12 protein-coding genes and 2 pseudogenes are annotated in these 21,622 nt (G+C 59.2%); 8 read left to right on the forward strand and 6 right to left on the reverse strand.

The window, feature by feature from the left end:
- Nucleotides 1–684 precede the first annotated feature (684 nt).
- Complete coding sequence (locus tag BLT55_RS11135; protein WP_223862732.1) at nucleotides 685–2,124, reverse strand: recombinase family protein; 1,440 nt, start codon at nucleotides 2,122–2,124, stop codon at nucleotides 685–687.
- A 261-nt stretch (nucleotides 2,125–2,385) separates the two neighbouring features.
- Between BLT55_RS11135 and BLT55_RS11140 the strand changes: the two are divergent.
- Nucleotides 2,386–3,828: pseudogene (locus BLT55_RS11140) on the forward strand (ATP-binding protein); the annotation flags it as partial.
- A gap of 113 nt (nucleotides 3,829–3,941) precedes the next feature.
- On the opposite strand, the gene BLT55_RS11145 reads toward BLT55_RS11140, so the two are convergent.
- Nucleotides 3,942–4,286 carry a YggL family protein gene (locus tag BLT55_RS11145; RefSeq protein ID WP_054999549.1) on the reverse strand — a complete coding sequence of 115 codons (345 nt, stop codon included), beginning with the start codon at nucleotides 4,284–4,286 and terminating at the stop codon, nucleotides 3,942–3,944.
- A 335-nt stretch (nucleotides 4,287–4,621) separates the two neighbouring features.
- Here BLT55_RS11145 and dacB point away from each other — a divergent pair, with 335 nt between their 5' ends.
- On the forward strand, nucleotides 4,622–6,091 hold the full coding sequence (dacB, locus tag BLT55_RS11150; protein ID WP_054999550.1) for a D-alanyl-D-alanine carboxypeptidase/D-alanyl-D-alanine endopeptidase: 1,470 nt from the start codon (nucleotides 4,622–4,624) through the stop codon (nucleotides 6,089–6,091).
- An 89-nt stretch (nucleotides 6,092–6,180) separates the two neighbouring features.
- Here dacB and BLT55_RS11155 read toward each other — a convergent pair whose 3' ends face one another.
- A complete protein-coding gene (locus BLT55_RS11155; RefSeq protein ID WP_054999551.1) occupies nucleotides 6,181–8,565 on the reverse strand; it encodes a sensor domain-containing diguanylate cyclase in 2,385 nt (794 codons plus the stop codon).
- 145 nt (nucleotides 8,566–8,710) lie between these two features.
- Nucleotides 8,711–10,963, reverse strand: coding sequence for a bifunctional 23S rRNA (guanine(2069)-N(7))-methyltransferase RlmK/23S rRNA (guanine(2445)-N(2))-methyltransferase RlmL (gene rlmKL / locus BLT55_RS11160; RefSeq protein ID WP_054079413.1), 2,253 nt, complete (start codon nucleotides 10,961–10,963; stop codon nucleotides 8,711–8,713).
- A gap of 588 nt (nucleotides 10,964–11,551) precedes the next feature.
- Here rlmKL and rmf point away from each other — a divergent pair.
- Entirely contained in the window at nucleotides 11,552–11,767 is a 216-nt protein-coding gene (gene rmf, locus BLT55_RS11165) for a ribosome modulation factor (protein ID WP_002553055.1), read from the forward strand.
- A gap of 144 nt (nucleotides 11,768–11,911) precedes the next feature.
- Here the strand turns inward: rmf and BLT55_RS11170 are convergent, their stop codons facing one another.
- The gene (locus tag BLT55_RS11170; protein ID WP_054999552.1) at nucleotides 11,912–12,943 is read right to left on the reverse strand and encodes a quinone-dependent dihydroorotate dehydrogenase; all 1,032 of its coding nucleotides are present in this window, start codon (nucleotides 12,941–12,943) and stop codon (nucleotides 11,912–11,914) included.
- 246 nt (nucleotides 12,944–13,189) lie between these two features.
- Between BLT55_RS11170 and BLT55_RS11180 the strand changes: the two genes are divergently transcribed.
- Both BLT55_RS11180 and BLT55_RS11185 read left to right on the forward strand, forming a co-directional pair.
- Nucleotides 13,190–14,401, forward strand: a complete 1,212-nt coding sequence (locus BLT55_RS11180) for a CmpA/NrtA family ABC transporter substrate-binding protein (RefSeq protein WP_054999553.1) — start codon at nucleotides 13,190–13,192, stop codon at nucleotides 14,399–14,401.
- A 14-nt stretch (nucleotides 14,402–14,415) separates the two neighbouring features.
- Nucleotides 14,416–14,991 carry an ANTAR domain-containing response regulator gene (locus BLT55_RS11185; protein WP_054999554.1) on the forward strand — a complete coding sequence of 192 codons (576 nt, stop codon included), beginning with the start codon at nucleotides 14,416–14,418 and terminating at the stop codon, nucleotides 14,989–14,991.
- A 59-nt stretch (nucleotides 14,992–15,050) separates the two neighbouring features.
- On the opposite strand, the gene BLT55_RS11190 is transcribed toward BLT55_RS11185, so the two are convergent.
- On the reverse strand, nucleotides 15,051–16,298 hold the full coding sequence (locus BLT55_RS11190) for a glycoside hydrolase family 68 protein (RefSeq protein WP_054999555.1): 1,248 nt from the start codon (nucleotides 16,296–16,298) through the stop codon (nucleotides 15,051–15,053).
- A 929-nt stretch (nucleotides 16,299–17,227) separates the two neighbouring features.
- Between BLT55_RS11190 and BLT55_RS11195 the strand changes: the two genes are divergently transcribed.
- The 3 genes and pseudogenes from BLT55_RS11195 to BLT55_RS11205 form a co-directional block, all read left to right on the forward strand.
- A complete protein-coding gene (locus BLT55_RS11195) occupies nucleotides 17,228–18,439 on the forward strand; it encodes a nitrate/nitrite transporter (RefSeq protein WP_054087232.1) in 1,212 nt (403 codons plus the stop codon).
- Between the two features lie 7 nt (nucleotides 18,440–18,446).
- The gene (locus tag BLT55_RS11200; protein ID WP_054999556.1) at nucleotides 18,447–20,108 is read left to right on the forward strand and encodes a bifunctional protein-serine/threonine kinase/phosphatase; all 1,662 of its coding nucleotides are present in this window, start codon (nucleotides 18,447–18,449) and stop codon (nucleotides 20,106–20,108) included.
- Nucleotides 20,109–20,401: 293 nt separating this feature from the next.
- Nucleotides 20,402–21,619, forward strand: a pseudogene (locus BLT55_RS11205) (NAD(P)/FAD-dependent oxidoreductase); the annotation flags it as partial.
- Nucleotides 21,620–21,622 lie beyond the last annotated feature (3 nt).

Here is a 21,622-nt window from a genome sequence, read left to right on the forward strand (position 1 = left end):
CAGTTGACTGGTCCACCCTTGAACAGACATGAGGACACCATCATCTGATTGGCTGATCTGAGCCTCATGCCCACCTGCGTCCGAGTCAGCCACCCTATTTCAAGCAACCCCTTTGGTTATTTTAAAATTAATAAAGAGAACTATTCTCACCCTCGTCAGCTGTTAAGAGGGTGTCTCTTAAACTCCAGCTTCAGGCGAGCCACATTATTTTTCCCTGAGCTGAATCAGAGAACACCCTCAAGTGCATGACTCTCGCGGCGCGGGGGTGGGAATTCGTCAGAAAATCGACCCTGAGTGCATATTCACTGTAGGAGCCCGGCAAGCGGGGCGTGTAGAATCAATGCCCCCCCCCGCAAGAACCAGAATCCAGCACTGAAGCACCCAATACCAAACCCAGCAATCGCCCCCAAAATTTCATGTCCGGACGCACTGCCCAAGCCAAAGCCCACTAAGTATCCTCTGAAAAAGCCCATTTTTTTGGAGAGGAACCGGGCTGGAGCGCCTGTATTTACTGGCTTCGACTTTTGAAGAAAAGGCTTTTTCAGACCTTCCCTAATGTCGAGATTATCAGCATTAGCCATACGAAAAAGCTGACTACAGAGATTACGATACCCTTCATTCTTGTTGCTCCATGTTGTTTTGCGTCAATTTGCCACTACCGAGGTGGCGGTGCAAGTAGCTTTGCTACAAGCGATAAATCTCTCGTTTCAGCTCACCAGACTCGTAACGAGCCTCTTGCTTCAGAAACTTTGCGTATTCATCTTGCTGCACCTTAGAATCAAGATTAGGCAGGTGATGGAGCACTTCATCGTTAGCAGTCACTTTATAAGTACCAGTGACACGGTCCGCACCAAGGTATCTATAAGTTTGACTTTGAAGCGTGCTGAATACGCTGGCTTCGCACACGACGATTGTACGATCATCCACAACCATCTCGTAGCCTACGCCTTGCAAAAGCGCATTCAGCTTCACGATATCATCATCAAGTAGGTCATTCTCCACGTCTATCATGTCGTCAAGCGTTGCTGGGGCTGGCACTGCCTGGAGCATTACACGCTCTTTCTCCAACCGGTCAATCTGGTCTGTGACACGATCAAGAACATCCGTGATTTCCTTCACCATCCCATAGCGCACCAAACCTTCAGCCGCATGGGATGACTGCTTACGCAACTCGATTAGCTCTCCATCGATTTCAATCTGACGCTTTTCACTTGCTGTCAAATTCTGGCTTTGTGATGCCCTTACTAATGCGGCATGTGCCGTCTGTGACCTGATGAAGTCAAACACGGCGTAGGGGATGGATCGTTTATTCGTGCAACCACCTGCGTTAGAACCAAACCTGTGGCGGCTCACACAGAGCATCGTCAATGCTCCTTTTTGTCCGCCAACACAGTAGTTTTTACCGCACCGAGCACACTTAACCAGACCTGATAGCAAATATTTGGATGAGGCAGCTTTGGGTTTAACGCCATCAGTCAGTCGCTTCTGTACACGAAACCAAAGCTCTTTACTCACCACGGCGGGCCACACGTCTTCAATGTCATTCCAGCGTCCAACGGCCACAGGGTTTCTCAGCCAGCGGCGGAAGGTCGAAGGACTGATCGTTTCGAATTCTGGATGTTGTCCTTTGAGCCTTCCAAGAATTCGACGCTCACCAATACCCGCCGCATAGTCTTCAAAAACCTGAGTGACGAATGGTGCGATATCGTCACGCAGTTTCCCGTCCCGGATCCAGAGTGGCATACGTCTGGTAGCACCTTCCCCAGCAGCGGCTTTAGCTCGCTTGGTCTGATAGGCAGCTCTAAGGCGACGGCTTAGGGAGTCAGAATACTGGTGTGCCTGCTGTACCTTGGCGACGAGCAGGAACAAGTGGTTGCTGTTCACTGATGCTCTGTCATATGTGATTCCGTCGTCCAGTGTCACAAGGTCAACACCAGCGTTCACAATGCGGGAGAGTAGAGGGAGCATTTCCATTGGCTCCATACGTCCTGCACGGTCTATCTGTTCAATCAGGATGGCAGAGCCTTTAGGGATAGCGCCGTTTTCTATCGCTGCTAAAAGACGACCGAAAGCATTGTCGAGGTGCGCACCACTAAAGCCTGATTTGCCTAGGGAGGCGCTGATTTATTCGATTTTTCGTCCCTGCAACGCTCTGGAGGCCTTGATTTATCTGGGGGCAACAGCTGGGTTTTAGAATAAATCAGCGTCTCCCTAGGTCTTGGTAGCTAGTCTCTCCGCTTAACTTGTATTCAGGGTTTGCCAGTAGCCAATTTGCAACCATGTCCGTCTGACGCTTGAGGCTATCGCCATGGCGTTGCTTAAGACTGGAAAACCGAACGTAAGAAAAAGCCAATTTCTGCACTGACACCGCCCCCTGATAGATTTTCAAATCATAATACTGTGCCTATCATAGCGGTGATCGGCATGCTTGAACTGGCACTCAAACGCGCTGATCACGGCGAGCTGGATCGCCCCGCCATTGAAGTGGCCAACGGCTCGGCCAACGAGCTGCTGGACCTGATCGGCGATATTCTCGACATCGCACGCATCGAATCCGGGCGGCTGGCGCTGAATCCGGAACGCGCCAACCTGCGCCAGCTGGCGGAGTCAGTGGTGCGGGTGTTCGACGGCCTGTCGCGCCAGAAAGACCTCGACCTGGTGCTGGAACTGGACAGCCGGATCAACACCGACGTGCTGATCGACCCGCTGCGGTTCAAGCAGATCCTGTCTAACCTGGTCAGCAACGCGATCAAATTTACCCGCTGCGGGCAGGTGAAGATCAGTCTGCAGGCCCCCGACACGCCTGATCCACAACAACTGCATGTGCATCTCACCGTGCAGGACAGCGGCATCGGTATCAGCGTCGAGGATCAGCGACGCCTGTTCGAACCCTTCGCCCAGGCTGACAACACCGGTCAGATGGCCAGAACCGGCGCCGGCCTGGGGCTGGTGATCTGCCGCAGCTTGTGCACGATGATGGGCGGCAGCCTGTCACTCGACAGTGAGCCGGGAATCGGTACTCGAATCAATATGCAGTTGATGCTGACCACGCTCGAGCCACTGGCCAGTCAGCCTGCCGCCCTGCCTGCCGTGCAGCAGGCGCAGCAGGTTCTGAACATCCTCGTCGTGGATGACCACCCTGCCAACCGACTGCTGCTGTGCGAGCAACTCGGTTTCCTCGGTCATCACTGCGAAATGGCCGAAAATGGCGCCCAAGGGCTGCAACGCTGGTTGGCCGGGGACTTCGATCTGGTGGTCGCCGATTGCAATATGCCGGTCGTGAATGGCTACGACCTGACGCGCGCGATCCGCGCCCGCGAGCTTGCCGACAGCCTGCCACGCTGCCGAGTGCTTGGTTTTACCGCCAATGCCCAGCACGAGGAAACCCAGCGCTGCCTGGACGCCGGCATGGATGATTGCCTGTTCAAACCCATCAGCCTGAAGACCCTCAACGAGCAACTGGCGCAATTGACGCCGCTGCCGCGCAAAGCAAAGCCGTTCAGCCTGCAAAGTATCAGCAGTCTGACCGGTGATCGTCCGGAAATGGTCGAGCGGCTGATCGCTCAGTTGCTGTCCAGCAACAAGGATGATCAATTGACGCTTGCCGACCTGCTGCGCGATGGCGATCGCAGAAAAATCAGTGAAATGGCCCACAGGATCAAAGGCGCTGCACGGATTATCAATGCCGACAAAGTCAGTCAGGCCTGTGATGACCTTGAACACGCATGCGAGCAGGAAGGGTCAGAGACGCAACTGAAGGCCTGCCATGAAGCGCTGGACCTGGCGATGAGCGAGCTTGAGAAGGCACTGAAAGCGCAACAGCGCTGAGGGCGGCATCAGGCTGACACAGCACAAACAGCAAAGAGAAGAGAACAGCGGAAGGCGTAGCGAAAGAAGCGTAAAAACGAAAGGGAGCAGGCACGGGCCTGCTCCCTCTTGCATCAGGCGGCCGGGTTGATTTCTTTTTCCGGGTACCAGACGTCGATCAGCGGGCTGACAGTGACTTCTGTCAGTTCGCTGCGGCCTTTCAGCCAGGCTTCGACAGCAGCACGCTGCTCTTCGCTCACCGAGCCACGCTTGCTCAGGCAAACCAGACCGAAGTCGCCGCCGCCCACATAACCAAGACCGTTGGCTTCCATCGCTTCTTTCAGGAAAGCGTCGAGGAAAGCGTCGATTGCCTTGTCATCCAGCTCTTGCTTGAAGTCCAGGTTCAGTTCGAAACCCAATTCCTGGAACTCGTCTACACACAGTTTTTTGCGCAGACGGCGGGAGCGGTTAGTGGCCATGGGACAATCCTCATCAATAAATACCGGGCGGCACTTTACCAGCTTGACGACTTAAATGCCCGACAATTGCTGCGGGTTGCAGATGCAGCATGTTCTGACCGGCACCTGAGCAAGGGTGCGCAAAAAAATTCTCACTTGAGCACCTGCCCCCATCACACGCCTGCCCCGCTTGGGGCATAATGCCGCTCGTTCGCCGCGCATTCTCACTTATCACGAACATTTCCTGCGCGTTCACTATAGTCATCGAACAGCATTATCGAGTTATAGAATAGTTACCGGGGGAATTCATCCATGCCCTCTTTTTTATTTCCCTCTTTACGGTAGGGTTTTATTCAATGATCAAGTCGCTCCGTCCACTGCTGCTCGCTTCGCTGCTTTTGCCACTGGCGCTCCCCGCCCACGCTGCCGTCATCAACACCACCCTGCCACCCAAGGTTCAACAGGCCCTGAAAGCTAGCAAACTCGGCGATGATGCGCTCTCGCTGGTCATGCTGCCGCTCAACGGTCCGGGTACACCCACCGTATTCAATGCCGATGTGTCGGTGAATCCGGCTTCCACCATGAAGCTGATCACCACCTACGCCGCGCTGGAAATGCTCGGCCCGACCCACCAGTGGAAAACCGAATTCTTCACCGACGGCACTCTGAGCAACGGCGTCTTGCGTGGCAACCTGTACCTCAAGGGCGGTGGCGACCCCAAGCTGAACATGGAAAAACTCTGGCTGCTGATGCGTGATCTGCGGGCCAACGGTGTGCAGCAGGTGACGGGCGATCTGGTACTGGATCGCAGCCACTTCGTCCAGCCGCAACTGCCGGTGTTCAACGATGACGGCAACGATGACAACAAGCCGTTTCTGGTCAAGCCCGACGCGCTGATGGTCAACCTCAAGGCCCTGCGTTTCGTGACGCGCAACGATGACGGCCGAATTCTGGTGTCGGTCGAGCCGCCGATTGCCACCATTCGCATCGACAACCAGGTCAAGGCGGTTGCCTCGAAACAATGCACCGGCGACGTGCGCTACAACCCGGTGACGCAACCGGACGGCAGCGTCAATGTGACCGTGACCGGTCAGTTGGGCAACGGCTGCAACTCGCAGACTTACCTGTCCCTGCTCGATCACCCGACCTACGCAGCAGGCGCAGTTCGCGCCATCTGGCAGGAACTGGGCGGCACCATTCTGGGCAAGGACCGCGTCGGCGTATTGCCTGGCAACGCCAAGCTGCTCGCCAAAGCATTTTCACCCGATCTGGTGGAAGTCATCCGTGACATCAATAAATTCAGTAACAACACCATGGCCCAGCAGCTGTTCCTCAGCCTCGGCGAAGAGTTTCGCAACGAAGCCGACGGTGACGACGGCAAAGCTGCACAACGCGTGATCCGTCAGTGGCTGGCGAAAAAAGGCATCACTGCGCCGCATCTGGTCATGGAAAACGGTTCCGGGCTGTCTCGCGCAGAACGCGTCAGTGCCCGCGAAATGGCGGTCATCCTGCAAGCCGCATGGCGCAGCCCATATGCCGCCGAATTCATGAGTTCGATGCCGCTGGCCGGGCTCGATGGCACGATGCGTAAACGCCTCAAGCGTACTCCGCTGCTCGGCGAAGCCCACATCAAGACCGGCACGTTGAACACAGTACGCGCCATCGCCGGCTTCAGCCGCGACAGCAACGGCAATACCTGGGCGGTCGTGGCGATTCTCAACGACCCGCGCCCTTTCGGTGCCTCGTCGATTCTGGACGAAGTGCTGATCGACCTGTACCGCCAGCCCAAACTGGCCAACACCACGGTTTCGATCCAGCAACAGTAGAATCGCAACACCCGAACAGGTCCGCCGTGCAGCGGGCCTGTTCATGTCGGATCAGCCTGTTTCAAATTCTGCCGGGCTCAGCCATCCAGTCAAAGCTGCTCCGGCTCGACGCGATCACGACCGCCCTGCTTCGCTGCATAGACGCCCGAGTCGGCGCGCAGCAGCATGGCGTCGATGCCCTCGCCCGCACGCCTGCTCGCGATCCCGAAGCTGGCCGTCACCACATGATCGACGCCTTCGATAACCTGATTGCGCAATGCCTCACGCAGGCTCAAGGCCAGTTGATAAGCCTGTGCGCTTCGCGTGCCCGGGCACACCACCATGAACTCTTCGCCACCCAGACGACAGAACACGTCGTCGCTGCGCAGTCGCTGGCTGATCTTTTCCGAAATCGACCTGAGCACCTGGTCGCCTGCAGCATGCCCGAAACGGTCATTGATACGCTTGAAGTGATCGACGTCGAGCATGATGATCGAAAGGTCACCCCCATGCCGGTCGATCCTTTTCAGCTCGGCCTGCATGCGATCCTGAAAAAAGCGCCGGTTATAGGCGCCGGTCAGTACGTCGGTGACCGACAGCGCTCGCAACTCCTGCTCGACGCGCTTGAGGTCGGTGATATCGGACACAAACCCGTGCCACAACACGCTGCCATCGGCCAGCCGCTCCGGCGTGGAGGCCGCGCTCAGCCAGCGCAGCCCCTTGCGTGGCAGCTCGACCCGGTACTCCTCGCTCCAGGCAGTGAGGTGCCTTGCGCTGGCAAGAATCGAGGTCCTGACCCGGGCAAGGTCGGCCGGCTCAATACGGCGCATCACTGCATCGGCGTCGCCGAGCAGTTGAGCCTCGCCCACCTCGAACAGTTCGCACATGCCCGCACTGGCGTACCTGAAACGCGCACTGCCATCGGTCGCCAAGTGGTATTGATAGATACCGCCAGGCACCTGAGAACCCAGCTTTTTCAGTAACTGTCCTTGCTCGGCAAGGGCCTGGTTGACGCGCTTGTGCTCGGTGACGTCGATGCACACGGCCAGATAGCCGGTCCACAGCCCCTGGTCGTCACGCACCGCAGTGACCAGCATATCCACCACCAGCGTGCTGCCGTCACTGCGTTGCAGCGTCCACTCCTGCGACGGATGCGTTCCATCCTGTACCGCGTCGAGGAACATCAGTTGGGCGGCGCTGATCGGCTGCCCGCGCTCCCGACTCAGGCTGCTGGCGCGGGCTTCGAGCTCGGCGGACTGATAGAGGTCCATGAGGTGGAACTTGCCCAGGATCTGTTCCTGAGGGTAACCGAGCATCTTCTCCGCGCCGACGTTGAACATGTTGATCAACCCGTCCAGATCGGTAGCGATGATCGCCACTTCGGTCGCGGCGTCGAGCACGTTGCGCAACTGCCCGTGCGCAGCGCGCAGTTGCAATTCACGCTGGCGCAGCTCGCGGGTACGTTGCGCAACACGCTGCAAGGCGCGCTGACGCTGGCTGATCAGGGTGTACAGCAAGGCGCTGAGCATCAGGCTCAACAGCCCGCCCAGCCACAGGACCCGGCCCGGCATCATGATCTGATTGCTGAGGTTGAAAATCTGCGTCGGGCGAACCTCGATCAGGTAATCCCTGTCGCCCAGGCTCAGCAGGCTGCTGGCGTACAGCCTGTTGTGGATGGCAGCCACCGGCGACTGGTAGACCGGCTCGGGTCTGGCCGGCGAACTGAGGTCCTGCATGGTCACCGCCAGGTTGTCCTGCTCTGCGGTGCCCACATTCATCAATTGCGCCAGGCTGATGACCGCCGTCACATACCCGTTCAGCTGCGCTGGGGTCCGGCCAGACGAGAACACTGGCGCCACCAGCAAAATACCGTAGGCGTCGGGCGGATCCAGCAAGCGAATGCGCGGCGTGGCGACAATTCGCTTGAGCAGGCGCGCACGTTCCAGCGCAGAGCGGCGCACCTGCTCCGAAGCAATATCGAACCCCAATGGCGATGGCGTTTTGCTAACGGTTTGCAGGAAGCGCACCGGGAAGTACTCATTGCGCACACCGGCAATTTTCAGCGCGCCGCTGTCGGTCATCTCGCGTATGGCGTAATCGGTAATACCGTCCGCATGCGCCTGCTCCTCGAACGCAGCCCGCTCTTCTCTGGTGACGCGAGGGGTCCAGGCATACGCCTGGGTGCCCAGCAGTAATGGCGCGACGAAGCCGTCGAACTCCGATTGCTCGACTCGCTGGGAAAAGATGAAAAAGCGGCTCAGGGTGTCCAGCCGGGTAACCTGCCGGTCCAGACGCTCCTGAAGACGGCTGAAGCGCTCTGCTGCAAGCATGTCGAAACGCTGGTGGACCTGACGCTGATACAGCTCGTTGTCCGCCAGCGCCAGCATGACGGTCAGTGCAATGCCGATCAGAAAAGCCAGAACCGCTACCAGCCATGCAGAGCGCTGACCATTGATAAAACTCAGAATTCTGAGTCTGAAACGTTTAGCGGTCATAGACAGAAACTCATGACGCCAACGAACTGAAGCGTCAAGCTGGCTATTGATCTTTTATAGCTACTCGCCAGTAGTTTGCCTAGTGGACGATGAACAAACTTGTACAAAGGCACGACAAATCAGTTCACCGCCCGGTTTTTCCGGATCAAGCGCGCGCCATGATTTTCCAGGCGCGGTGAATCTTGCCGTTGCGGGCAAAGTCCGGGTCGATGGTCTGCGCGGTGATGTCTTCGACCGCATAGCGCTGGCTGAGGTTTTCATCGAGCACGAACTTGCGGAAGTTGTTGGAGAAATACAACACACCGCCCGGGGCCAGACGCGCCATCGCCAGATCGATCAGTTCGACCTGATCACGCTGCACATCGAAAATACCTTCCATGCGCTTGGAGTTGGAGAACGTCGGCGGATCGATGAAGATCAGCTCGTACTCGTCGCGATTGGCCTGCAGCCAGGCCATCACGTCCCCCTGCTCCAGACGGTTCTTGTCGGAAAAACCGTTGAGCGACAGGTTGCGCCGTGCCCAGTCCAGATAGGTGCGTGACAGGTCGACGCTGGTGGTGCTGCGTGCACCGCCCTTGGCGGCATGCACACTGGCCGTAGCCGTGTAGGCAAACAGGTTCAGGAAGCGCTTGCCCGCGGCCTCGCGCTGGATACGCATGCGCATCGGGCGGTGATCGAGAAACAGGCCGGTGTCCAGGTAATCCGTCAGGTTGACCAGCAACTTGACGCCGCCTTCGCTGACTTCCAGAAACTGCCCCTGCGCACTCTGACGTTCGTACTGTTTGGTGCCGCTCTGGCGCTCGCGACGCTTGATCACCACACGACTCTTGTCGATGTTCAGCGCCTGCGGAATGGCTGCCAGCGCGTCGAACAGTCGGGCCGAGGCTTTTTCCGGATCGATGGTCTTGGGCGCGGCGTATTCCTGAACGTGCACCCAGTCGTGGTACAGGTCGATCGCCAGCGAATACTCGGGCATGTCGGCATCGTAGACGCGGTAGCAGTCGATGCCTTCACGGCGCACCCACTTGCCCATCAGCTTGAGGTTCTTTTGCAGGCGGTTGGCAAACATCTGCCCGCCTTCGCTCAGGCGCGCCTGCTCGACCACCACCGGTTCCGGCTTGATCGGGTTGCCGTTCTTGTTAAGTTTACGCTCCACCACCTCGGCTTCGACCGGGTTCTCACGCTCGACCTGACGCTGCTCGGGGGTCCGGCGCTCGCCGGTGACGAACTGGTCAGGCGTGACCTTGATCAGCAACAATTTGCACGGCAAGGCGCCGTTCCAGAACGAATACTGTTTGTGGCTGCGAATGCCCATGCGCTTGCCCAGATCAGGCGCGCCGGTGAACACGGCCGCTTCCCAGTTAAGACACGCCTGACGCAGACGCTCGCCCAGATTCTGGTAGAGGTACAGCAGGCTGGCTTCATCACCCAGACGCTCGCCATACGGAGGGTTGCAGATGACTAGACCTTTCTGGTTCTGATCCGGACGCGGCTCGAAGGTCGCGACTTCGCCCTGATAAACCTTGATCCAGTCGCTCAGGCCAGCGCGCTCGATGTTGTTGCGGCCTGGCTGGATCAGGCGCGGGTCGGCTTCGTAACCGCGAATCCACGAAGGGGTTTTCGCCAGGCCGGCCTCGGCACGCGCCAGCGCTTCGTCGTGCAGCTTGCGCCACAGCGCCGGCACGTGGCCGAGCCAGGCAGAGAAGCCCCAGCGCTCGCGCTTGATATTGGGCGCGATGTCGGCGGCGATCAGGCCTGCCTCGACCAGGAATGTGCCGACACCGCACATCGGGTCAGCCAGCGCGCCGCCTTCGGCAGCAATTCGCGGCCAGCCGGCGCGGATCAGGATCGCCGCTGCCAGGTTTTCCTTGAGTGGCGCTGCGCCCTGCTGCAGGCGATAGCCACGCTGGTGCAGGCTGTGACCGGAAAGGTCCAGCGACAGAATCGCTTCGCCGCGATCCAGGCGCAGATGGACACGCAGGTCCGGGTTGATCTTGTCCACCGACGGGCGCTCGCCTTCGGGCGTGCGCAACTTGTCGACGATCGCGTCCTTGACCTTCAATGCACCAAAGTGGGTGTTGTCGATGCCCGAGCCATGCCCGCTGAATTCCACCGCGATGGTGCCTTCCGGTTCGAGATGGTCGTGCCACTCGACATCGAGTACGCCGTGGTAAAGGTCTTCGGCGTCCTTCATCGGGAACCGCTTGAGCACCAGCAGCACGCGGTTAGCCAGACGCGACCACAGGCAAAGCCGATAAGCGGTCTCCATGTCGGCCGAGCCGCGAATGGCCGAGGTGTGCTCGCGGGTTTCTTGCAGGCCAAGCGCGGTGGCTTCCTCGGCAAGCAGACCTTCAAGGCCTTTGGGGCAAGTGAGGAAAAGTTCGTAGCGATCCGACATGTGTATTCCAGGGCCTGAGCCGTCAGCGGCGGGCAACGCATTGCCCTGCCAGATTTGAACAGGCGTCTTTCGTGGAGAACGCCTGCGTGGCACGTGAGTGCCGGTCCACCGCATGATCCTGTCATGGCATATCAATGCGGCAGTGAAGGTGCACATTAAACCAGATATCGAGGTCCGCAATGGCGGCAATAAAGGCACCGCTAAAAAGCCCGCCTCGGAAAGTCACATTTTACAGAGCGATTGATGACCCTTCGTCGCTTATGCAGGTAAGGCAAACAGCCACTACCTGAGGTTGATAAGCGATCTCAATTCGCCCGCAAAACCGCGTTTCAACAGGGCTGAGTAAAAAATCACCTTTGAGACACCCCGCTGCTTATTGCTCGACAGATCATAATGTGACGCGCTTATGACAAAACGATCATTCCCAGCGACCTGCGGTTTGGTTAGAAATCAACTCAGGCCATCACTGCAACGGTGACGGCATCAAGGCCCGCCACGCCGGCAGCGGGCACCAACGGCAGAAGATTCTGCCCGACCTCATCACGGGGTCTCAGGGATATTACAGTCAACAGTCGAGGGCATTACCCTATGAGAAGACTTAAGCGTGATCCGTTGGAAAGAGCATTTTTACGCGGATATCAATACGGCGTTCATGGTAAATCCCGTGAGCTTTGCCCTTTTACTCTACCGTCAGTACGCCAGGCATGGATCAATGGCTGGCGCGAAGGACGCGGCGACAACTGGGACGGTATGACCGGCACTGCGGGCATCCACAGACTCAACGAACTTCACGCGGTCGGATGAGGCGATTCACATCAAAGACTGTCAGGCCCTTGTCGGGGCCATCAACATGATTGACTGATTCACACCTGCACCATGCACGCCCGACCCGGGCGGCGGGCTAACGCCCAGGGGCTCTTTCGCAGAGCCCCTTTTTTTGCCCTGGATTCAGCCCGCTGTGCGCGGCATGGCCGCAATGGCGTCGACCGACTGGCGAATCAGCGCCGGGCCCTTGTAGATGAAGCCCGAATAAATCTGCACCAGACTGGCACCGGCAGCGATTTTCTCGGCCGCATGCCGGCCTTCGGTGATGCCGCCTGCGGCGATGATCGGCATGCGACCGGCCAGTTCGCCGGCCAGCACCTTGACGATATGCGTGCTTTTTTCCCGAACCGGCGCGCCTGACAAACCACCGGCCTGATCGGCATGCGGCAGGCCATCGACGCCCTGACGGCTGAGCGTGGTGTTGGTGGCAATCACCGCGTCCATTCCCGACTCGATCAGCGCAGCCGCGACCAGCACGGTTTCTTCATCGGTCATGTCCGGAGCGATCTTGATCGCGAGCGGCACACGCTTGCCGTGCACTTGCGTGAGTTCCTGCTGGCGCAGGCTCAGGGCTTCGAGCAACTGTTTGAGCGAATCGCCAAACTGCAAACTGCGCAAACCCGCTGTGTTGGGTGAGCTGATGTTGATGGTGACGTAGCTGGCGTGCGCGTAAACCTTGTCCAGGCAGATCAGGTAATCATCCACCGCGCGCTCGACCGGCGTGTCGAAGTTCTTGCCGATATTGATGCCCAGAATGCCACGGTACCTGGCCGCCTGAACCCTCGACACCAGATTGTCGACACCCAGGTTGTTGAAACCCATGCGGTTGATGATCGCCTCGGCATGCGGCAGGCGAAAGATTCGCGGCTTGGGATTGCCCGGCTGCGGACGCGGCGTCACAGTGCCGATCTCGACGAAGCCGAAACCCAGCTGCGCAAAACCGTCGATGGCTGCGCCGTTCTTGTCCAGACCGGCCGCCAGGCCCACCGGGTTCGGAAACTCCAGGCCCATGACGCTGACCGGCAGGTTCGCCGGTGACTTGCTCAGCAGGCCGTTGAGCCCCAGCCGCCCGCCTGCGCCGATCAGGTCCAGCGACAGGTCGTGCGAGGTTTCCGGGGATAGTTTGAACAGTAACTGGCGGGCCAGGTTATACATGGCGGAATGGGCTCGTGAGCAGCTGAATTCAGGGTGGCGATTATAGACGTGTGCGGGCGGCGCAGGCGAGGTGCGCGATAAACTTCTTGTCATGTGACGCTGGCATATGCCTTGCTTGAATCAGCGGCAGGCACTCGCTGCGACGAAGGAGCAGTGCATCGACAATGGCGTCGCTTCAGCCCCTTGCATTGGCATCGGGTCGGGCGACGCCTTTTTTTTGGATGGGCCTTTTATGAAGTGCGCGGTATGACTGAAAGAACCAGCAATGCTCTGGACTGGGTAACCGGCAGCGACGCGCCGGAAATGAACAGCCTCGACATCGGCTTCATGGCGTTGACCGACTGCGCCCCGCTGGTCGTCGCCGCGACACAAGGTTTTGCCCAGCCTTACGGGCTGAGCCTCAACCTCAAGCGCCAGACCTCATGGGCCGGGCTGCGCGACAGGCTGGTCAGCGGGCAGTTACACGCGGCACACAGCCTGTACGGCCTGATCTACGCCGTAGAACTGGGGATCGGCGGCGGCCCGGCGACTGATATGGCGATCCTGATGGGCCTCAATCAGAACGGACAGTGCATCAATCTGTCCCGCGAATTGCAGCAAGCGGGGGTGATCACTCCTGAGGCGCTCGACCACCGCGCGCACCAAAACGGCACAAGGCTGACCTTCGCGCAGACATTTCCGACTGGCAACCACGCCATGTGGCTGTATTACTGGCTCGCTAGCCAGGGTATCCACCCGCTCGACGACGTGAACAGTGTCGTGGTGCCGCCCACGCAAATGGCGCAACACCTGCGGGCCGGGCGCATCGACGGTTTTTGTGTCGGTGAGCCATGGGGCGCCAGCGCAGTGCAGCAACAACTGGGGTTCACGATGGCCACTAGTCAGGCGATCTGGCCGGACCATCCGGGCAAGGTGCTCGGCTGCACGCGCGAATTCGTCGAGCGCAATCCCAATACGGCAAGGGCGCTGATCATGGCAGTGCTGGAAGCCAGCCGCTTCATCGAGCAGAACCCGCACAATCTTTACAGCACGGCGCAATTGCTCAGCAGCGCAGATTATCTGGACACTTCGCTGGACTGCATCGAGCCGCGCCTGCTTGGCCATTACAGTGACGGCCTGGGCAATCATTGGCAGGACCCGCACCCCGTCAGGTTCCACAATCAAGGCCAGGTCAATTACCCATGGCTGTCCGATGGCATGTGGTTCATGACCCAGTTCCGCCGTTGGGGCCTGTTGCGCGAAGACCCGGACTACCTGACCGTCGCCAGCCGCGTCCAGCAACTGGCACTGTACCGTCAGGCGGCCACTGCGCTGGGCATCGACGTGCCGGCTGGCAACCTGCGCAGCAGTCAGTTGATCGACGGCAAAGTGTGGGATGGCAGCGATCCGGCCGGTTATGCACGCAGCTTCAAACTTCACTCGCTGGCCGATTCCGCGCCAGCGGTTGCCAGTCGTTGACGGAGAACGTGAGCATGCTGCGTATTCTGCTGATCAACGACACAGCCCGAAAAGTCGGCCGTCTCAAATCTGCACTGACTGAAGCCGGGTTCGATGTGATCGATGAGTCAGGGCTGACCATCGACCTGCCCGCCCGCGTCGAAGCGGTGCGCCCGGACGTGATCCTCATCGACACCGAATCGCCCGGTCGCGACGTGTTGGAACAGGTGGTGCTGGTCAGTCGCGACCAGCCTCGCCCGATCGTGATGTTTACTGACGAGCATGATCCGGGCGTGATGCGTCAGGCAATCAAATCCGGCGTCAGTGCTTATATCGTCGAGGGTATTCAGGCGCAACGGCTGCAACCGATTCTGGACGTGGCGATGGCCCGTTTCGAGAGTGATCAGGCGCTGCGTGCCCAGTTGCATGCCCGCGATCAGCAACTGGCCGAGCGCAAGCGCATCGAACTGGCCAAGGGGCTGCTGATGAAGATGAAGGATTGCAACGAGGAAGAGGCCTACACCCTGATGCGGCGTCAGGCGATGAGTCGTCAGCAAAAGCTGATTCAGGTGGCTGAGCAGATCATCGCGATGAGTGAGCTACTGGGTTGATTCAACGAAGAACGCCTGCACAGGCAGGCGTTCTTGATGCCGAAGCGACGGGTGATCGGTCAGCTCAGCGTGACGTCCTTCATGGCAGGGATGTAACCGTAGTCGTATTCCTCCTGCACGAACGAGCGGTCTCCTTTCAGCAGGATTCTCACTGTCGGCGCTTCGGTTCCGCCAATACGGTAATCCTCGCCTTCGGTCGGCACGCTGTCGATGAACGAGGTCACCAGACCATTCGGCATGACACAGTGCGAGTACGTCTGGAAGGGCTGCTCGGGCGGATTGCCCAGCACCAGACCGGAGGCATTCATTGGCCGGTACGGACCGAACAGGTGCTCGCCGACAAAACCATAGACCCCATCCGGCCCGGTCACGCCATCCGCGTAGGTAAACTTGTGGCTGATGGTGAACAGGTAATATTTACCGTCCTGAAAAACATAATGGGGCCGTTCGGTCTGATCATTGACGCCCACCGCAGTGACCAGCGGCGGAAGTATTTCCCATTCTTCACCGCTAAGGTCTTTTGCAACGGCCAGGCCGATGCAGCCTACTTGAAATCTGGCACCGCCCACGTCTTCATGCCCCGGCGGTACAGGGCCAAGTTCGGTGACACCCACAGTATGCGAACCGCGCTCGCCCGCCACATTACCCTCGAAGACCATGTACAACTTGCCATCATTGGGATCAATGAATGGACTCGGGTCACGAAAGTTCCAGGTCGAGTTTTGTGCTTCGGTTTGATAGTACGTACCGTCAGCGTCAAACAGAATCTTGACGTCGGTAAAGTCTTTCAATTCCACGCCCTTGTCGGACGTCACGATACGACCCCGAACTTTGGCAATTGATGCACCTGGCGTCACGCACGTGTAATAAAGATCGATATCGCCCTGGTCATTCAGAAGTATCGGTGTGCCTGCCCACTCTCGCGTGGTTGGCGATACGCCTTCGGCCATCACCCGGCCACCGAAAATCCAGTCCTTGCCGGTACGTGAATACCAGTAGCACATGCGCGCCCGGCCATGCCGGTCTTCCCAGTCGCGTTTGATGTCATAGCGACCGTTGGCGCCGAGGTACTGAGGATCATCGGGATGACGGTCGGCGGTCAGGGTCAGGATCACCGACCAGCCGTTGACCGAGACGACAGTGCCGTCCAGCTCGCGCAGCGGCATGGTGTCCCAGATGAATACGGTATCGCTCATGACCGGAAAGTCCGGACTGACCAGCGGCTGCGTGGTGGTCGGGTCGTTTTCGTTGACCTTCAGCGCATCGGCGCGGGACCAGACAGTCGGTGCGTAATTGATATTACTCATGATGATGTATCCTTTATTGGCGCCCTTCGGAGCAGCGCGGAGAGGAAGACAACACGGCCTGTACATTTGCATTGCCGAGTTGTATCTGAATGCAGGCTTCGCATTAGTGCCCGCACAGTGCAGGCATCAGGAAGCCGAGAAAAGAGCGAGTAACCGATTACTTTTTGCAAAGTAAGCATTTATCGAAATTGACAGACGACCTTGAACTTCAGGCACGCTGATGAAGTAGTGCATCACCTTCTAATTGACGGATCGTGTCATTGACGGCAGAACGGATGCTGTCAGAGTTGCGACACAAAGTAAATTAAATATTCACCGCGCCGTCGTACGACAATATACGTAATACGCGAATTAATAAATATTCATACTTGTTGTATTATCGATATTAAGACCCACCTCGAACAACATCGAAACAGCATCATAGTGACAGCAATTAATACCACCAATGGTGGCACATGAAATAATAACCCCCGCATTGAACTTTAATAACATCTCAATAAAGCGACGCCGTATCGGCTCATTACCAACTCGGTGGAGGTGCTGAAGGGGGCAAAACTCTGGCTTGCCAGCACGCCCTTTTTTGCAGCGCCTTGACAGACCACCGCTCGATCCAGGGTCATGGTTCAGCACGCTTCCGCTGCCTGGAAATCACTCAAAGCCGCTTGCAGCGTGCGGCTAACCCGCGTGCAGCTGGCTTGGCCCGTCTATTGCTAGGGCAATGGCACCGGTAGCCAACGGCGGCTACCACCGATTACGACAAAGACGTCGCTCATCTCTTTTCGCCTCAGCGGACAGAGAGGCGGCGTTTTTTGCGTTTGGCCCCGGCGATGGGGCCGGTGGAGTCGCCCGACACACTCCACCACAACGTCTGGAATAACCGTGTCGCGGCCATGGCCCGACTGACCCCTAGCAGATGATGAGGTGTGCCAATGGATACAAGCTTCTGGAAGGCCGGCCATAAACCGACCCTGTTCGCAGCCTTTCTGTACTTCGACCTGAGCTTCATGGTCTGGTACCTGCTTGGCCCGATGGCGGTACAGATCGCCACCGACCTGCAACTGACCACCCAACAGCGCGGCCTGATGGTGGCCACGCCGATTCTGGCGGGTGCCGTGTTGCGCTTCTTCATGGGGCTGTTGGCCGACCAGCTGTCGCCCAAGACCGCGGGTATCATCGGCCAGGTGATCGTCATCGGTGCGCTGTTCGCGGCTTGGCAACTGGGTATTCACACCTACGGCCAGGTTCTGCTGCTGGGCCTGTTTCTCGGTATGGCCGGTGCGTCGTTTGCCGTGGCGTTGCCGCTGGCATCGCAATGGTATCCGCCCCAGCACCAGGGTAAAGCGATGGGCATCGCCGGTGCAGGTAATTCGGGCACCGTGCTGGCCGCGTTGATCGCGCCTGTGCTGGCCGCCAGTTTCGGTTGGGGCAACGTGTTCGGCCTGGCATTGATCCCGCTGGTGCTGACCCTGATTGCTTTCAGTCTGATGGCCCGCAACGCTCCGGAGCGCAGCAAGCCCAAGTCGGTGGCGGACTACCTCAAGGCACTGGGTGACAAGGACAGCTGGTGGTTCATGTTTTTCTACAGTGTGACGTTCGGCGGTTTTATCGGCCTGGCCAGCGCCCTGCCCGGCTATTTCAACGACCAGTATGGCCTGAGCCCGATCACTGCCGGTTACTACACCGCAGCCTGCGTGTTCGGCGGCAGCCTGATGCGCCCGCTGGGCGGCGCGCTGGCCGACCGTTTCGGCGGGATTCGCACACTGACCGTGATGTACGCGGTGGCGGCGATCGGCATCGCTGCGGTGGGTTTCAATCTGCCCAGTTCGTGGGCCGCATTGGCGCTGTTCGTCGCAGCTATGCTTGGCCTGGGTGCCGGCAACGGTGCCGTCTTCCAGTTGGTGCCGCAACGCTTTCGCAAGGAAATTGGCGTCATGACCGGGCTAATCGGCATGGCCGGTGGCATCGGCGGCTTTTTGCTGGCAGCCGGGCTGGGCACCATCAAGCAGAACACCGGCGATTACCAGTTGGGCCTCTGGCTGTTCGCGGGGCTGGCCGTGCTGGCCTGGTTCGGCCTGCTGAACGTCAAGCGTCGCTGGAGAACCACCTGGGGTTCGGCAGCGGTGACGGCGGCGCGGGTCTGAGGCACCGATGACGCTGCAACTGCGTTTTGCCGAGTTCAGTGCCAGCGGGCCGCGCGCGGAGAATCAGGACGCGCTGCGGCTGGTCACACCGGTGGCGGCGCTAGCGGCCAGCAAGGGCTATCTGTTCGCCCTTGCCGACGGCGTCAGCCAGTGTGCCGACGGTGCACTGGCGGCCCAATCCACGCTGCAAGCGCTGGCGCTGGATTACTACGCCACACCGGAAACCTGGGGCGTGGCTCAGTCGCTTGACCGGCTGCTGCTGGCGCAGAATCGCTGGTTGCTGGCCAACGGCCTGATGACCACTCTCAGCGCCCTGGTGCTGCGCGGTCGACGCTTCACCCTCGCGCATGTCGGTGACTGTCGGGTTTATCGCTGGACTGCCGGAACGCTCACGCGCATCAGCGAAGATCACGTCTGGGAACAGGCCGACATGCAGCACGTGCTCAAGCGCGCGCTGGGCCTCGATCAATACGTGGTCATGGATTACCTGAACGGCGAACTGTGCGCGGGCGAGCGGCTGTTACTGGTCAGCGACGGTGTCTGGGCAACGCTGGGCGATGCCAGCATTCGCTCGATTCTTGGCGAGCACGACGACCTCGATGCGGCGGTGAAAACCCTGGTCAGCGCGGCCCATCTGGCGGGCAGTCAGGACAACGCCAGCGCGCTGCTGATCCAGGTCGACAGCCTCGGCGAAGATGACTTGGGCGATGCGTTGTTACAGTTGCAACAGTGGCCGCTGCCGCCTGCGCTCAAGCACGGCCAGATGTTTGAAGGCTGGAGCGTCGGCAGCGTCGTGGCGCAATCCCGGCAGTCGATGCTTTATCGGGTCAACGACGCACATGGCCAGCCCTGGCTACTGAAAACCCTGCCTGCCAGTCGCCATGACGAAGCCGGGGCTGGCCAGGGGCTGCTGCTCGAAGAGTGGTTTTTGCGCCGGGTTGCCGGGCGCTTCTTCCCCGAGCTGCACCCGCTCGCAGAGCGCCAGCACCTGTATTACGTGATGCGCGAACATTCCGGGCGCACCCTGGCCGAGCTGTTCGTCGCCGCTGGCCCTTTGCCGCTCGCGCAATGGCAGGACCTCTCGACGCGGCTGTTGCGCGCCAGCGGTCTGCTGCATCGACGCAATATCATTCATCGCGACATAAAACCGGACAACCTGCTGCTGGGTGACGATGGCGAACTGCGTCTGCTGGATTTCGGTCTGGCATTTTGCCCCGGCCTGTCAGCCGTCAATCCCGACGACTTGCCCGGCACACCGAGCTACATCGCGCCGGAAGCCTTCAACGGTGCCGAGCCTGCCCCGCAACAAGACCTTTACGCCGTCGGTGTCACGCTGTATTACCTGCTGACCGGCCATTACCCCTACGGCGAAATTGAGGCGTTTCAACATCGTCGCTTCGCTACGCCGATCCCCGCCAGCCGCTACCGCCCCGATCTGCCGCAATGGCTGAGCCAAAACCTCGACAAGGCACTGCAAGCCGATCCGCAACATCGCTATGAAACCGCCGAGCAATGGCTGCTGGAACTGGAACAGGCCGAACTGCGCCCGGTCGCTGCACGGCCCCGGCCGCTGCTGGAACGCGAACCGCTGAAAGTCTGGCGCAGCGTGGCACTGGTTTCGCTGCTGCTCAATCTGCTCGTGGTGATCTGGCTCATGGGCCGTCATTGATTCACGACTTGCCAACCGGCAACCGCCCCGCTTCTGTGCGACCCGCCTCAACCCGGTGCAGAAACACACCTGACCGGCCATGTGATCCCCCGTCACACGGCCGATTGCGAGTTGGCACAAGCGCTGCATGACCTGTTTCAGATCATTCATAACGCGCAGCCCTCAACGATGAAGGCTGCGCCTCCCGAGATAACGGGACCGGACAAAGGCGTCCCTATCAGGCAACTGACGGGACGCCTTTTTTTGTTTGCACGTACTGTGTCGAGCCCGCTATCTGGCGACTCGGAGGCAAGATGAAAAAACTCAAACTGGTGATGATTGGCAACGGCATGGCCGGCGTGCGCACACTCGAAGAGTTGCTGAAACTAAGCGAAGACCTGTACGACATCACGGTCTTCGGTGCCGAGCCGCACCCCAACTACAACCGTATTCTGCTGTCCCCGGTGCTGGCAGGCGAGCAGGACTTCGCGGACATCGTGCTCAACGATCTGGCCTGGTACGACACCCACAGTATTCAGTTGTTGCTCAACCGTCGGGTGGTGAAAATCGATCGGATCAAACGCCTGGTCATTGCCGATGACGGCACCGAGGCGCATTACGACCGCTTGCTGATCGCCACCGGCTCGCGCCCGTTCATATTGCCGATCCCCGGCAACACACTGGAAGGCGTGATCGGCTACCGCGACATAAGCCACACCCGGCAGATGATCGATACCGCCACCACGCACAAGCGTGCGGTGGTCATCGGCGGCGGCCTGCTTGGGCTGGAAGCGGCCAATGGCCTGAGCTTGCGTGGCATGCAGGTCACGGTGGTGCATAACGGTCAGACGCTGCTGGAACGTCAACTGGACAAGACCAGCGGCCTGATGCTGCAAGCAGCACTGGAACAGCGCGGCCTGAGTTTTCGTCTCAATGAACAGACCGAAGCCTTGCTCGGCGATGACCGCGGGCGCGTGCGAGCGGTGCAATTCAAGAACGGCGACGTCATCGACGCTGATCTGGTGGTCATGGCCGCCGGCATCCGCCCCAACACCGAGCTGGCCGAAGAGGCTGGCCTGCCTTGCAACCGTGGCGTCCTGGTCAACGACACGTTGCAGACCTACGACCCGCGCATCTATGCCATCGGTGAATGCGTCAGTCATCGCGGCATCGCCTATGGCCTGGTCGCACCGCTTTTCGAACAGGCACGGGTCTGCGCCAATCACCTTGCGCAACTGGGTTTTGCCCGTTATCCGGGCTCGATCACCTCGACCAAACTGAAAGTCACCGGCATCGACCTGTTCTCCGCCGGCGACTTTCTCGGCGGCGAAGGCACGGAAAGCATCACCTTTTCCGACCCGTTCAGCGGGGTCTACAAGAAGCTGGTGATCAAGAACGACGTGCTGGTCGGTGTCTGCCTGTACGGCGACACCGCAGACGGCAGCTGGTATTTGCAGCAGATCCGCGACGGTCAGGGCATTGCAGCGATCCGCAACCAGTTGATGTTCGGCGAACCGGCCGCTGACGAGGTCGCC

The organism is Pseudomonas cannabina (assembly GCF_900100365.1).
Taxonomy (GTDB): domain Bacteria; phylum Pseudomonadota; class Gammaproteobacteria; order Pseudomonadales; family Pseudomonadaceae; genus Aquipseudomonas; species Aquipseudomonas cannabina.

Excerpts from the sequence above, each read along its gene's own strand:
- BLT55_RS11145 (WP_054999549.1), bottom strand. The coding sequence starts at position 4,286 with ATGGCCACTAACCGCTCCCGCCGTCTGCGCAAAAAACTGTGTGTAGAC.
- dacB (WP_054999550.1), top strand. The coding sequence starts at position 4,622 with ATGATCAAGTCGCTCCGTCCACTGCTGCTCGCTTCGCTGCTTTTGCCA.
- BLT55_RS11155 (WP_054999551.1), bottom strand. The coding sequence starts at position 8,565 with ATGACCGCTAAACGTTTCAGACTCAGAATTCTGAGTTTTATCAATGGT.
- rlmKL (WP_054079413.1), bottom strand. The coding sequence starts at position 10,963 with ATGTCGGATCGCTACGAACTTTTCCTCACTTGCCCCAAAGGCCTTGAA.
- rmf (WP_002553055.1), top strand. The coding sequence starts at position 11,552 with ATGAGAAGACTTAAGCGTGATCCGTTGGAAAGAGCATTTTTACGCGGA.
- BLT55_RS11170 (WP_054999552.1), bottom strand. The coding sequence starts at position 12,943 with ATGTATAACCTGGCCCGCCAGTTACTGTTCAAACTATCCCCGGAAACC.
- BLT55_RS11180 (WP_054999553.1), top strand. The coding sequence starts at position 13,190 with ATGACTGAAAGAACCAGCAATGCTCTGGACTGGGTAACCGGCAGCGAC.
- BLT55_RS11185 (WP_054999554.1), top strand. The coding sequence starts at position 14,416 with ATGCTGCGTATTCTGCTGATCAACGACACAGCCCGAAAAGTCGGCCGT.
- BLT55_RS11190 (WP_054999555.1), bottom strand. The coding sequence starts at position 16,298 with ATGAGTAATATCAATTACGCACCGACTGTCTGGTCCCGCGCCGATGCG.
- BLT55_RS11195 (WP_054087232.1), top strand. The coding sequence starts at position 17,228 with ATGGATACAAGCTTCTGGAAGGCCGGCCATAAACCGACCCTGTTCGCA.
- BLT55_RS11200 (WP_054999556.1), top strand. The coding sequence starts at position 18,447 with ATGACGCTGCAACTGCGTTTTGCCGAGTTCAGTGCCAGCGGGCCGCGC.